Source organism: Microbacterium sp. NPDC090014 (genome assembly GCF_044748285.1).
Lineage (GTDB): Bacteria > Actinomycetota > Actinomycetes > Actinomycetales > Microbacteriaceae > Microbacterium.
The window spans coordinates 212,735-224,730 of the sequence record NZ_JBIVFS010000001.1 but is presented as its reverse complement, the minus strand read 5'-3'; the positions used below and the strand labels follow the sequence as shown (position 1 = coordinate 224,730).

At 69.1% G+C, this 11,996-nt stretch carries 12 protein-coding genes; 7 read left to right on the top strand and 5 right to left on the bottom strand.

The genetic code is table 11. The features are described from left to right. Positions 1-12: 12 nt before the first annotated feature. On the bottom strand, positions 13-657 hold the full coding sequence (locus ACIPV5_RS01030; protein ID WP_230100937.1) for a Pr6Pr family membrane protein: 645 nt from the start codon (positions 655-657) through the stop codon (positions 13-15). 207 nt (positions 658-864) lie between these two features. Here ACIPV5_RS01030 and ACIPV5_RS01025 point away from each other — a divergent pair, with 207 nt between their 5' ends. Together ACIPV5_RS01025 and ACIPV5_RS01020 are read left to right on the top strand one after the other, a co-directional pair. Further along, a complete protein-coding gene (locus tag ACIPV5_RS01025) occupies positions 865-1,380 on the top strand; it encodes a DoxX family protein (RefSeq protein ID WP_400339040.1) in 516 nt (171 codons plus the stop codon). After that, positions 1,377-2,042, top strand: coding sequence for a GntR family transcriptional regulator (locus ACIPV5_RS01020; RefSeq protein WP_053098059.1), 666 nt, complete (start codon positions 1,377-1,379; stop codon positions 2,040-2,042). Before ACIPV5_RS01025 ends, ACIPV5_RS01020 begins: the two co-directional genes overlap by 4 nt. Before the next feature lie 51 nt (positions 2,043-2,093). On the opposite strand, the gene ACIPV5_RS01015 is transcribed toward ACIPV5_RS01020, so the two are convergent. From ACIPV5_RS01015 to ACIPV5_RS01000, 4 genes are read right to left on the bottom strand one after another with little or no spacing between them, the layout of a single operon-like run. Next, entirely contained in the window at positions 2,094-2,528 is a 435-nt protein-coding gene (locus ACIPV5_RS01015) for an ATP-binding protein (RefSeq protein ID WP_053098058.1), read from the bottom strand. Further along, positions 2,518-2,850, bottom strand: a complete 333-nt coding sequence (locus ACIPV5_RS01010) for an STAS domain-containing protein (protein ID WP_053098057.1) — start codon at positions 2,848-2,850, stop codon at positions 2,518-2,520. Before ACIPV5_RS01010 ends, ACIPV5_RS01015 begins: the two co-directional genes overlap by 11 nt. After that, positions 2,834-4,795, bottom strand: a complete 1,962-nt coding sequence (locus ACIPV5_RS01005; protein WP_053098056.1) for a glycosyltransferase family 2 protein — start codon at positions 4,793-4,795, stop codon at positions 2,834-2,836. The genes ACIPV5_RS01010 and ACIPV5_RS01005 overlap by 17 nt, the downstream gene beginning before the upstream one ends. Next, the gene (locus tag ACIPV5_RS01000) at positions 4,792-5,952 is read right to left on the bottom strand and encodes a PP2C family protein-serine/threonine phosphatase (RefSeq protein WP_072592050.1); all 1,161 of its coding nucleotides are present in this window, start codon (positions 5,950-5,952) and stop codon (positions 4,792-4,794) included. The genes ACIPV5_RS01005 and ACIPV5_RS01000 overlap by 4 nt, the downstream gene beginning before the upstream one ends. 163 nt (positions 5,953-6,115) lie before the next feature. On the opposite strand from ACIPV5_RS01000, the gene ACIPV5_RS00995 reads away from it, so the two are divergent. The 5 genes from ACIPV5_RS00995 to ACIPV5_RS00975 all read left to right on the top strand — a co-directional run bounded on the left by ACIPV5_RS00995 (position 6,116) and on the right by ACIPV5_RS00975 (position 11,976). Beyond that, positions 6,116-7,084, top strand: a complete 969-nt coding sequence (locus ACIPV5_RS00995; protein ID WP_053098055.1) for a tripartite tricarboxylate transporter substrate binding protein — start codon at positions 6,116-6,118, stop codon at positions 7,082-7,084. A 76-nt stretch (positions 7,085-7,160) separates the two neighbouring features. Next, on the top strand, positions 7,161-7,697 hold the full coding sequence (locus tag ACIPV5_RS00990; RefSeq protein WP_056275260.1) for a tripartite tricarboxylate transporter TctB family protein: 537 nt from the start codon (positions 7,161-7,163) through the stop codon (positions 7,695-7,697). Then, positions 7,694-9,349: a tripartite tricarboxylate transporter permease gene (locus ACIPV5_RS00985; protein ID WP_053098053.1), complete on the top strand. Its 1,656-nt coding sequence runs from the start codon at positions 7,694-7,696 to the stop codon at positions 9,347-9,349. Before ACIPV5_RS00990 ends, ACIPV5_RS00985 begins: the two co-directional genes overlap by 4 nt. Then, complete coding sequence (locus tag ACIPV5_RS00980) at positions 9,346-10,215, top strand: dihydrodipicolinate synthase family protein (protein WP_400339033.1); 870 nt, start codon at positions 9,346-9,348, stop codon at positions 10,213-10,215. The genes ACIPV5_RS00985 and ACIPV5_RS00980 overlap by 4 nt, the downstream gene beginning before the upstream one ends. Before the next feature lie 63 nt (positions 10,216-10,278). After that, entirely contained in the window at positions 10,279-11,976 is a 1,698-nt protein-coding gene (locus ACIPV5_RS00975) for a long-chain-fatty-acid--CoA ligase (RefSeq protein ID WP_053098051.1), read from the top strand. Positions 11,977-11,996 lie beyond the last annotated feature (20 nt).

Here is an 11,996-nt window from a genome sequence, read left to right as displayed (position 1 = left end):
GCTCGAGCGTGCTCAGACCTCCGGCCGCTCGTGGCCGCGCCGTCGCATCCTGCTGACGAGCACGATCACCGTCGCGACGAGAGCGAAGATCGCCAGGGCCACTGCGCTGGTGATCAGGAACTCGGGCGGGCCGGACACCTGCCGCGGGTCGAGGAAGTAATACGGGTACCAGCCCACCGACGGTCCGCGCCACATGGTGACGCCGCCCCAGGCCAGCGGGAAGGTGAGCGCCGTCGGCACCACCCACCACGGCACCCCGCGGTGCCCGGGGGTGAGCACCCAGGCGAGGGCGGTGCAGGCCGGCAGGTAGAAGTGCAGCACCTGGTCCGACCAGGGCACGTCGACGCGGATGCCGCGCAGACCCGCCTGCCAGACGATGAGCGCGAAGGCGAGCCCTGCCGTGATGGTCCAGGTGAGCACGAGGGCCAGAGCCACGGTGAACCAGCGGGGGTCCGTCGCCCGGATGAAGGCGAGCACCGTGCCGATCAGCAGCACGACCACGAGGGCGCAGTTGGACTGCACGGTGAGATAGGCGAAGAAGTTCTCGCCGGCGATCGTCCGCGAGCTCAGACCCCAGAAGAGGCGGTGCACGAGGGCGACGGTGCAGACGGCTGCTGTCGTCAGGCGCAGCACGCCGAACACCGATCGTGCCCTCACCTTCGCCTCTGCCCCTTTCCGGCTGTGCCCGATGTTCCCGTATATCGCGCATCATGCCATCCGGCGAGTCTACGGAAGAGAACGGGGCGGGCGTCTGCCCCGCGACTCGTACAGGAGACGGAAAAGTCGTCTTCATAGCGTGGATGCAGGGATCGCCCCTGCTCCGCGCCTGGCGCGCGGTGTCCTGCCACGAAGGAACACCTCCTCATGACGAACACCACCCGCCCCTCTGCCGCCGCCTCGCTGGGACTGCTCGTCCTCCGCGTCGTGGTCGGCGCCGTCTTCGCCGCTCACGGAGCGCAGAAGATCTTCGAGTACACCCTCTCTGGAACCATCGGCAGCTTCGCAGGCATGGGCATCCCTCTGCCCGAGATCGCGGCTCCGGTCGTCGCCTTCATCGAGCTGATCGGCGGCATCCTGCTGGCGCTGGGACTCTTCACGCGCCCCGTCGGCATCCTGCTCGCGATCGACATGATCGTGGCCCTGTTCGCGGTGCCTTCCGGCTGGCCTCTGGGTCGGCGAGGGCGGCTACGAGTTCGTCGCCGTTCTCGGCGTCGCGGCCCTCGCGCTCGCGTTCACCGGTGCGGGCCGCTTCTCGCTCGACGGCGCCTTCCTGCGCGGTCGGGTTCCCGCCTGGCTCAGCTGAGCGTGCGGGGGAGCGCCCCACGGGGCGTTCCCCCGTCGGTGTGTATCCTGTCAACAGTTAACAGGAGGTCACCGTGACACAGACCGTCAAGCGCGGAGAGTCCCTCGGCGCGCAGGTGGCGCAGGTCCTGCGTCAGCGCATCGTGCGCGGCGAGCTCTCGCCCGGCGCGCGCATCACCGAGGAGGCCCTCGCCGAGGAGTTCTCGGTGAGCAGGGGGCCGATCCGCGACGCCCTCACCCAGCTCAGCTTCGAGAAGCTCGTCGAAGTGCAGCGCCCTCGGGGCGTGTACATCACCGGGCTCTCGCAGGACGACGTGGATCAGCTCTACAGTCTGCGCGGCGCCCTCGAGCAGCTCGCGCTGTCGCGCGCCATGAGGGTGGAAGACGACGAGCGCTGGGCATCGATGGCGGCTGCGGTCGATCGCATGAGTCAGGCCGCAGACAGGGGCGATCACGCCGCCTTCGTCGCCGCCGACCTCGAGTTCCACTCCGAGATCTACGTCCTCGCCGACCATCCGCGTCTGCAGGGCGCGTGGAGTCAGTACCTGCCGACCTTCGCGTCGCTCCTCGAGGTGACCATCAACCACGACGACGACCTCCACGAGTCGTCCGACGACCACATGAAGCTCATGGAGGTGATGCGCTCCGGCAGCCCCGACGAGGCTGCGGCGGTGCTCACGGCCCACCTCGACGGCGCACGCGACCGGATGCTCAGCGAGCTCGCCGACCGACCCGCCTGACGGCGCCTGCGCGTCGGATCTCTGACGGTCTCCGACAGATCTCCGTCCGGATCAGGCGGGAGGCGTCAGGCGACGACGCAGCACCCAGGTGTTGCCGGTCGCATCGCCGCTGTGCTCGAAATCGTCGAGCACAGCGCTCGACAGGGCGAGGCCGCGTCCGCTCTCGCTGTCGACGCCGGGCATCGTGACCGCATCCCAGTCGATCCTGGCCGGATCGGCCGTGTCGACGAAGGTCGCGACGAGGTCGTCGGCGCCGACCTCGATGTCGACCTCGACGGTGATGCCGACATCCGGCTCGCCCTGCGCGTCAGCGTGCGTGGCGATGTTCGTCGACACCTCGCTGACCGCCAGTGCGAACAGCGTGCGGTCCTCCGGCGCCACATGCGGGGCGGACTCCCAGAGGGCGTCCAGGGCGTCGAGGACGTGCTCGACGAAGGCGGGGCCGGCGAGGCCCGCGACGTGCGCCCGGCGCTCCTCAACGCCCATCGAACGCCGTCTCGGGTGTCGGGTGGTCGAGCAGCACGCGGTCGAGGTTCGTCAGGTGCAGCACCGTCCGCACCGCCTCGGGCACTGCCGCGATGCGCAGATCGCCGCCGGCGACCCTGGCGCTCTTCAGACCGCCGACGAGGGCTCCCAGGCCCGACGAATCGACGAACTGCAGGTCGGCCATGTCGATCACGATCCTCGACTCGCCTCCGGCCACGAGGTCGTTCACCGCCTTGCGGAGCAGCGGTGCTCCCGTCGCCGTGAGGCGTCCGGACAGGGAGATCACGGCGAAGCCGTCCCTGATGTCAGTGCTGAGATCCATGGTTCTCCTCCTCGAGGGTTCGGGCCGGTCCGCGGTAGCGGGCGGCTTGGATGATGACGCTGAGCACGACGAGGTCGTACAGCACCCACACCGTGTTGACCAGGGTGCCGGTGCCGTCGCCCGTTCCGATGACGACGCGGGTGATGCCGATCACGAGCGCCACGCTGAGCACGACCATCGCGGTCAGCTGCGGCCAGATCTCGCGCCACGGCACTCCTCGCGGATCCCGTCCGTCCTTGCGCGTCACGGCGAACGACAGGGGGCGGCCGAAGACCACGTTCGCGAACGCCGTCCAGCATGCGCGGATCCAGACCGGGAACAGCGCGAGCGAATACTGCTGCCCGCGCCAGGTTCTCAGCCCCTTGGCGACCACGAGGAACAGCAGCTGGTTGACGAGGAAGTAGGGCAGGAACCGCACGAAGAAGTCGACCGACCAGGCGGTCACGGGAAGCACGCCGAACACCAGGTAGACGACCGGCGCCGTGAGATAGATCACGGCGGCGAACCCCGAGAGATAGCTCCACATCGTGGCGAAGTACATCAGCCGCTGCCCGATCGACAGTCCGCGCTTCGCGAGCGGGTTGTCGCGCAGCATCACCTGCAGCGTGCCCTGTGCCCAGCGCAGGCGCTGCGTCAGCATCGTCCGCAGATCCTCGGGCGCGAGGCCCTTCGCCAGGATCTCGTGGTGGTAGACGCTGCGCCAGCCGAGCGAGTGCAGCTGCATCGCGGTGGCCATGTCCTCCGTGACCGAGATCGTGGCGAGCGGAAGGATCGGCTGCGCCTCGTCGCCGCGGTCGAGGCGGAGAGCGTCGAGCAGCGCTCGTACGGCGTCGAGAGCAGTGATCGGCGACAGATCCGACTGGGCGAGCGCCGTCAGGCCCGCCTCGTCGACGACGATCGCGTCGAGTTGCGCATCGTGGGCGATCGGCAGGGAGCCCAGCTCCGCGAGGTCGGATCTGATGCCGGCGAGATCCTTGGCGACCAGGATCACCGAGGCGTTGTGCACCGCAGCCAGCACCGCGTCGGCGACCTCGCGCACGGGCGCCCCGCCGGCGAGATCACGACGGCTCTGGCCGATCGTCACGTGCAGTGCGAAAAGCTCGCGACGGAGTTCGGGATCGGATGCCGAGCGCATCTCCTTCTCGACCAGGGTCTCGGAGGTGCGCAGCGCGCGAGCCGCGGTGTCCGTCACCTCGCGCACGTAGCCGATGATGCCGAGCTGCATCAGGGCGTCGCGACGGAGCACGGCGTTCGATCCGCAGAAGAACGCCGCGTTCCAGCCGTCCTTGCCCTGCTGGATCGGGCCGTAGAACAGCGGCGCCTGGCTGCCGAGCGGATCGGCCTCGTCGACGTTGACGAACCACTGCGGGGTCTGCACCACGGCGACCTCCGGGTCGTCGGCGAAGTACCCGAGCGTGCGGTGCAGGATCAGCGGATCGGGGATCTGATCCGCGTCGAGGATGAGGAGGAACTCCCCGTCGGTCTCGAAGAGCGCGCTGTTGAGGTTGCCCGCCTTCGCGTGACGGGGCTTGCCCATCCAGTCGTCGGAGCGGGTGAGGTAGCCGATGTCGGCGTCGCGGGCGGCCCGCTCGAGCTCGGGTCGGGCACCGTCGTCGAGGATCCAGGTGGTGTGCGGATAGGCGATCCCGCGCGCTGCTCGCGCGGTCGTCATCACGAGCTCGATCGGCTCGTTGTACGTCGCGATGAACACGTCGACCGTGCCCTGAGGCGGCGACACGGGAGCCGGCCGCTCTTTGGCCCGCCACATCGTGAGACAGAAGAGGAAGGTGTCGATCAGGCTGTAGGTCTCTGCGATCACCAGGGGCACGGCGATCCACCACGCCGACCAGTTCACCGATTCGAGCCAGCGCCACGCGACGTAGTTCACACCGAGCAGCACCGACAGCACCGCGATGATGCGGATCGCGGCGAAGCGGGCGGTCATGCGTCGCGCCGCACCACGACCACGGTGATGTCGTCGGTCGCTCGATCGTCCGAGATGAGCTGCAGCGCCTCGTTGATCGCCCCATCGGGACCGAGCGCGTCGAGCACGCGGGCCACGTGGGCGAACGGGTCATCGGCGTCGAGCACGTCGAGCAGGCCGTCGCTGCAGCACACGAAGGCGTCTCCGGGTTCGAGGCGCGTGCTCCGGGACTCCCGAGCATCCTGGTCCGGAAGGGCGGCGCCCATCCCCAGGGGGAGGCCGGTCGAGCGAAGGTGCTCCCACGAGCCGTCGGCTCGGAGGATGAACGCGAGGCTGTGCCCGGCGTCGATCACCTCGAGATCGCCGGTCTCGGGCTGCAGCTCGGCGTGGACCGCCGTCACGAACATCGTCGTCTCGGAGAGGTCCTCCTCGAGCAGCCGGTCGGCGTCGGCGACGGCCTCGGCGATGCTGCGCTCGGGAGCGGTGCGCAGTGAGGCGCGCACGCCCGCGGCGACGATGGCGGGACCCGTGCCCTTGCCCATCGCGTCGGCGAGGGTGATGCGCAGCGCGCCGCCGTGGAGGCGGAGGTCGTAGAAGTCACCCGCCAGGCGGCCACGCGAGGCGCCCCCGCCCGCGATCGTGTAGCCGGCGATGGTGGGGAGCGAGTGCGGTCGCAGCGCGCTCTGGATCAGAGTGGCCTGATCGAGCTCGGCGTCGGCCGCGAGCTCGGTCTGCACCCAGAAGGCGAGGTCGCGCAGCAGGTCGCGCTGCGCCTCCGAGAAGGTGTGCGGCTCGGTGTCGAGGACGCACAGCGTTCCCACCGGTTCGCCGCCGGGTGCGTGCAGCGGGTGCCCGGCGTAGAACCGGAGGTGCGGATCACCGACCACGAACGGATTCGCCGCGAAGTTCTCGGTCGCGCTGGCATCCTCGATCACCACCGTGCGGTCCTGGCCGACCGTGTAGTCGCAGAACGAATCCTGTCGGGGCGCCTCTCGCCCGCCGAGTCCGATCTCCGACTTGCGCCACTGGCGGTCGCCGTCCAGGAGCGAGACGCTCACCATCGGCATACCGAACATCTGCTGAGCCAGCCTGGCGACCCGATCCACTCGTTCATCCCGTGGTGTGTCCAGGATCCCGAGTTCCTCCAGTGCCTGCTGGCGTCTGCGTTCATCGAACATTGCTCCGCTCCCCTCGTAGCTGCTCTCATACTCGCACCTGCCGGGGCGCTGATGACAGGCGGTGGCGGAGAGTTGTATACCGGTATCAGTGTTGACTGTTAACAGTCAACACTGATACGGTCAGGGGGTCGACAACAAGGTCGACCCACGTAGAGGAGCAAAGATGCCCCGCAAGCGCATCACCCGGGCCGCCGCCGCTCTCGCGGCCGTCGCCGCCACCGCTCTCGTCCTGTCGGCCTGCACGAAGGTCGAAGAGGGTGAAGACGCGGAATCCGCCTTTCCCGAGAATGACATCCGTCTGATCATCCAGGCGAACCCGGGCGGTGGATCCGACCTGTCGTCGCGTGCCCTCGCGACCGAGCTCGAGGGCATCCTCGGCGTCAGCGTGATCCCCGAGAACATGCCGGGTGCGGCAGGGGCTCTCGCGATGGAGTACGTCGGATCGCAGGATCCGGACGGCTACGTCATCGGGTTCGCCCCGGTCGAGATCGCGATGCTCAACACCACGCAGAGCGCGAACGTGCTGCCCGAGGACTTCGACCTGCTGGGCCAGATCATGCTCGCCCCCGGTGTCGTCACGGTCGGCGCGAACAGCGGCATCGAGACTCTGGAAGACCTGGTCGCCCAGGCCGAGGCCGGCGCCGTCACCGTCGCCAACTCCGGCGCGGGTTCCATCTGGGAGGCCGCGACGATCGGCCTCGGCGACGCGACCGGTGCCGCGTTCACGCCGGTTCCCTACGACGGTGGAGCGACGGCCGTCGCCGCCGCCGCCTCCGGTGAGACCGTCGCCGCCGTGTCCGGCCTGGGCGAGGCTCTCGCGCAGGGCGAGGCCGTGCGCATCCTCGCAGTCCTCAACGACGAGCGTCACCCCGACGCCGAGGACGTGCCGACAGCCGACGAGGCGATCGGCGAAGACGTGGTCTTCGGCGGCTGGGGCGGCATCTACGCCCCGAAGGGCCTGCCGGATGACGTGAAGAGCGAGCTCGAGGCCGCCGTCAAGGAGGCCGTCGAGTCCGACACCTACCAGCAGTTCCAGAAGGATGCCGGCAACCTCGTGGTCTACCGCGACTCGGCCGAGTGGACGACGTTCGTGAACGAGCAGTTCGACCTGTTCAAGGACCTCCTGGGCTGACCGGCTCCGACTGCGGGGTCGGCCGCACGCCGGCCCCGCAGTCCGTCGCCGCACGTCAGACCAGGGAAGGAGCACCATGTCCCACGCCGATGTCACTCCTGCGATCGAGCAGGACGCGCACCAGGGGGCACCGCCCTCGCGACCGCTCGAGATCGTCTTCGGCGCCGTCGCCCTGGCGTTCAGCGCCGGCTATCTCTTCCTGGCCACGCAGATCCCGCTGCGCCGAGAGGCACTGCCCGGACAGATCGACGCGCGCTTCTGGCCCATGGTCCTCGCGGTCACGGCGGTCGTCGTCTCGCTCGTGATCCTGGCTCTGGCAATCACCCGCCCCGCTCCCGGCCGCGAAGACCTCGACCGCATCCAGCCGGGCGGCGTGGTCCGCGTCATCGCCACCCTGCTGATCGCCGGGGCCTTCATCGCGGTGTGGTCGCTCGGATCCGTCATCCTCTTCGGCTACCGCATCGAGGTCTTCCCGATCGCCGCCGCCGTGCTGATGGCCGCTCTCATGCTCCTCTACGGGCACCGCCGGTGGCTGAGCCTGATCATCTACTCCGTCTCCGTCACCGCGTTCGTCTACGTGGTGTTCGGCATGCTCCTGAGGATCCCGCTGTGAACGCGCTCATGGAGGGGCTGAACTCGCTCCTCGACATCTCGATCCTGCTGTACATGCTCGTCGGGCTGCTGCTCGGCTTCATGGTCGGCGCCTTCCCCGGCATCACCGCGACCATGGCGGTCGCTCTCGCCGCAGGATTCACGCTCACGCTGGAGCCCGTGCAGGGCCTCGCGGTGCTGCTGACGATCTACGTCGCCGCGAACTTCGGCGACCGCGTGCCGTCGATCCTCATCAACACCCCCGGCACTCCCGCGTCGATCGCGACGACTCTCGACGGCTATCCGATGGCGAAGCAGGGGCGAGCCGGTCTCGCGCTGACGATCTCGGCGATCGTCTCGGCCGTCGGCATCCTCGCCTCCCTCGTGCTCTTCGCAGTCGCCGCCGTGCCGATCGCCAGCTTCGCCCGCGACTACTTCAAGTCGCCCGAGCTGTTCGCGCTCGTCGTGTTCGGCATCGCGATCATGATCGGGATCTCGTCGAAGTCGATGCTCAAGGGCATCCTCGCCGGTCTCTTCGGCCTGATGCTCGGCACCGTCGGAACGTATGCCGCCACGGCGGACCAGCGATTCACCTTCGGAGTGCTCGAGCTGGTCGAGGGCGTCAACTTCATCGCCGTGATCATCGGACTCTTCGGCATCGCCGAGCTCTTCGACCAGCTGCTCACGTATCGCAAGTCGCACGTGCGACCGATCTCGAGCCTCGGCCGCTGGTGGCCGAATCGCGCCGAGCTGAAGCAGAGCGGTCGAGCCACCGCGGTCGGCGGCGCCGTCGGTCTCGGGGTCGGGCTCATCCCGGCAGCCGGTGGCGACATCGCCGGTCTGATCGGATGGGAACGAGCCCGCAAGGCATCGAAGCACCCCGAGATGTTCGGCAAGGGCTCGATCGAGGGCGTCGCGGCGTCCGACACCGCGTCCAGCGCCACGCTCGGCGGCTCCCTCACGACCACGATGGCCCTCGGCATCCCCGGCGACTCGGTGATGGCGGTGATGATCGGGTCGATGATCATCTGGGGCATCACCCCCGGACCCACGCTGTTCACCAACCGCCCCGACCTCGTCGTCTCGATCGTGGGCATCATGCTCGTCGCGACCCTGCTCTCCCTCGGGCTGAGCCTCGTGCGCATGAAGGGCATGGTGAAGCTGCTCGACGTGCCGCAGCCCTACCTGTGGAGCGGCATCCTGATCTTCTGCATCATCGGCACGTACGCCACCTCGAACAGTCTGTCGACCGTCGTCACGATGCTCGTGTTCGGTGTCATCGGAGTGCTGCTCAAGCGGATGCAGGTGCCGGCCGGGCCGATCGTGCTCGGCCTGCTGCTCGGCCCCCTGGCCGAGGAGAACCTGGCTCGCACGCTGGCGATCCTGCCCACGCGGCCGTTCTTCGAGGTCGTCAGTCCCATCGCGATCGTGCTGCTCGCGCTCGCCGTGCTCTCGATCGTCATGCCGGCGATCCGCGCGGCCCGCACACCCCGTGCCGAGCGCGGCTCACTCGAGGACTCGATCCTCGATGCCGAGAGCCGGGAGCAGATCGAGAAGGCGCACGGCGAGCTCGCCGCCGACCCCGACCTGCTCACATCGACCGTCCGCAGCGTCCCGGCCGCCACGAGGCGCCCGCGCAAGACCCGCAAGAACTCCAAGGAGAACGAGAAGTGACCCGCTACGACATCCTCACCGCCGTGCCCACAGCCTTCCACAGCGACGGCGCACTCGACCTCGAGGGATCGCGAGCGATCTTCCGCTTCGTCGCCGAATCGGGCAACGAGGGCGCCTTCGTCCTCGGCACCACGGGCGAGTTCCCTGCCGTCGACGCGACCGAGTTCGCGGCGATCGTCGAGGCCGCGCTGGCCGAGCTGAAGGACCGCATGCGCGTCGTCGTGCACGTCGGCCAGCCGAGCACCTTCGAGGCGCTGCGTCTCGTAGAGATCGCGAAGGGACTGGGTGCGACCGAATTCGCCGCCCTCACCCCTTACTACCTCAAGGCCACGGACGAGTCGATCTTCGAGTACTACGAGGCGCTGTCGAGCGCGATCGGCGACGGTCGTCTCTACGTCTACATCTATCCCGCGCGCAGCGGGAATCCGGTGTCGGTCGAGCTGCTGACGCGGCTTGCCGCGCTGCCGAACATCGTGGGCGCGAAGATCAGCGAGCTGTCGCTCGACGACATCGCCGCCTACAGGGCCGCGGTGCCCGTCGACTTCGACCTCTACACCGGCGCCGACCGCGACCTGATCGCGGCCGTGCAGGTGGGTGCCCAGGGTGTCGTCTCGGGCGTCTCCTCGGTCACCCCGAAGCCCTTCCGTGCCCTGGCCGACGCCGGCCGTTCCGGCGATGCCGACGCCATCGCGGTCGCTCAGGCCGCGGTCGACGATGTCGTGTCGCTCATCGGCGGCGACATGGCGCGGATGAAAGAGGCCTACCGCGTGCTCGATGTGGTCGACACCCACTGCCGCATGGCGATCGCCGAACCGACGGACGACGAGCGTCGCGCCGTCGCGCAGGTGGTGGCGGCGCACAGCTAGCCGCTCGCATCTCGCGCCGCGTGGGGCGGGCCGGCTCACAGCCGGTCGGGGCAGGATGGACCCATGTCCGACTCCCCGTATGAATCCCGGCCATGGCTCGACTCCTACGCGGACGGTGTGCCCGCCGAGATCGACGCTCCGACGCAGACGCTGCCGGAGATGATGTCGGCGAGCATCGCCGCTTTCGCTCGTCGACCGGCGCTCGAGTTCTTCGGTGCAGTCACGACCTACCGCGAGCTCGGCGACCGGATCGCGCGCGCTGCCGAGGGGCTGAGGCGCCTGGGCGTGCACAAGGGTGACCGGGTCGCCCTCGTGCTGCCGAACTGCCCGCAGCACGTCGTGGCGTTCTACGCGGCGCTGCGCCTGGGAGCGATCGTCGTCGAGCACAACCCGCTCTACACGGCGAGGGAGCTGCGGCACCAGTTCGAGGATCACGGAGCGAAGGTCGCGATCGTCTGGGACAAGACGGTCGACACGATCGCCGAGTTCCCCTCCGATCTGCGAGTCGAGCACATCGTGAGCGTCGACCTCACCGAGGCGATGCCCGCCGCTCAGCGGATGCTGCTGCGCCTGCCCATCCCGAAGGCGCGCGCGGCGCGCGCGAAGCTGACGGCCACCCCGCGGACACGGCGAGCAGTGGCCTGGAGGAAGCTGGTCGACCATCGGCCGCTCTCGCGCAAGGTCGCCGGCCCGACGCTCGACGACACCGCCCTGCTGCAGTACACGAGCGGAACCACGGGCACGCCCAAAGGCGCGATCCTCACTCACGCGAACCTGCGCGCCAACGCGATGCAGGGCCAGGCATGGGTGCCCGGTCTGGTCGACGGCGAGGAGACGTTCTACGGCGTGCTGCCGCTGTTCCACGCCTACGGCATGACGCTGTGCCTGACCTTCGCGATGAGCATCGGCGCGAAGCTGGTGCTCTTCCCGACGTTCGACCTCGGCCTGGTCACGAAGGCGGCCCGCACCAGTCCGCCCACGTTCCTGCCCGCGGTCCCGCCGATCTATGACCAGCTCGCCCGAGCCGCATCGCGGGGGACCATCGACCTCTCGACCGTCCGATTCGCCATCTCCGGGGCGATGAGCCTTCCCGTCGCGACAGTGCAGCGGTGGGAGGAGGCCACCGGCGGTCTGCTCGTCGAGGGCTATGGCATGACCGAGAGCTCGCCCGTCGCGCTCGGCAACCCGATGGGCAGGAGCAGGCGCCCTGGCACGGTCGGAGTGCCCTTCCCGAGCACCGAGATCCGCGTCGTCGACCCCGCCGACACCGACGTCGACCTGCCCGTCGGCGAACGAGGCGAGCTGCTCATCCGCGGCCCGCAGGTCTTCCAGGGGTACTGGCGCCGTCCCGGCGACACCGCCGATGTCCTGCTGGCTGACGGATGGCTGCGCACAGGCGACATCGCCGAGGTCTCGGTCGACGGCTTCGTCACGATCGTCGACCGCCTCAAGGAGCTCATCATCACGGGCGGCTTCAACGTGTCGCCCAGCGAGGTCGAGGACGCGCTCGAAGCGCACCCGGACGTGGTCGCGGCCGCGGTCGTCGGCCTTCCGCGGTCGAGCGGGGGAGAGGAGATCGCCGCTGCGGTCGTGCTCCGCGAGGGAGCTGTGCTCGACACCGGTGCGCTGCGCGACTTCTGCCGCACGCGGCTGACGCCCTACAAGGTGCCCAAGCGCATCACGGTCGTGGACGAGCTGCCCCGCTCGCTCATCGGAAAGGTCCTGCGCAGGCAGGTGCGGGATCGGATGCTGGCCGACTGACGCGCCGGCGCAGACGAACT

What these genes read in the sequence shown, in the direction of transcription:
- ACIPV5_RS01025 (WP_400339040.1), top strand. Translation starts at nt 865, where the DNA reads ATGACGAACACCACCCGCCCCTCTGCCGCCGCCTCGCTGGGACTGCTC.
- ACIPV5_RS01015 (WP_053098058.1), bottom strand. Translation starts at nt 2,528, where the DNA reads ATGGGCGTTGAGGAGCGCCGGGCGCACGTCGCGGGCCTCGCCGGCCCC.
- ACIPV5_RS01010 (WP_053098057.1), bottom strand. Translation starts at nt 2,850, where the DNA reads ATGGATCTCAGCACTGACATCAGGGACGGCTTCGCCGTGATCTCCCTG.
- ACIPV5_RS01005 (WP_053098056.1), bottom strand. Translation starts at nt 4,795, where the DNA reads ATGACCGCCCGCTTCGCCGCGATCCGCATCATCGCGGTGCTGTCGGTG.
- ACIPV5_RS01000 (WP_072592050.1), bottom strand. Translation starts at nt 5,952, where the DNA reads ATGTTCGATGAACGCAGACGCCAGCAGGCACTGGAGGAACTCGGGATC.
- ACIPV5_RS00995 (WP_053098055.1), top strand. Translation starts at nt 6,116, where the DNA reads ATGCCCCGCAAGCGCATCACCCGGGCCGCCGCCGCTCTCGCGGCCGTC.
- ACIPV5_RS00990 (WP_056275260.1), top strand. Translation starts at nt 7,161, where the DNA reads ATGTCCCACGCCGATGTCACTCCTGCGATCGAGCAGGACGCGCACCAG.
- ACIPV5_RS00975 (WP_053098051.1), top strand. Translation starts at nt 10,279, where the DNA reads ATGTCCGACTCCCCGTATGAATCCCGGCCATGGCTCGACTCCTACGCG.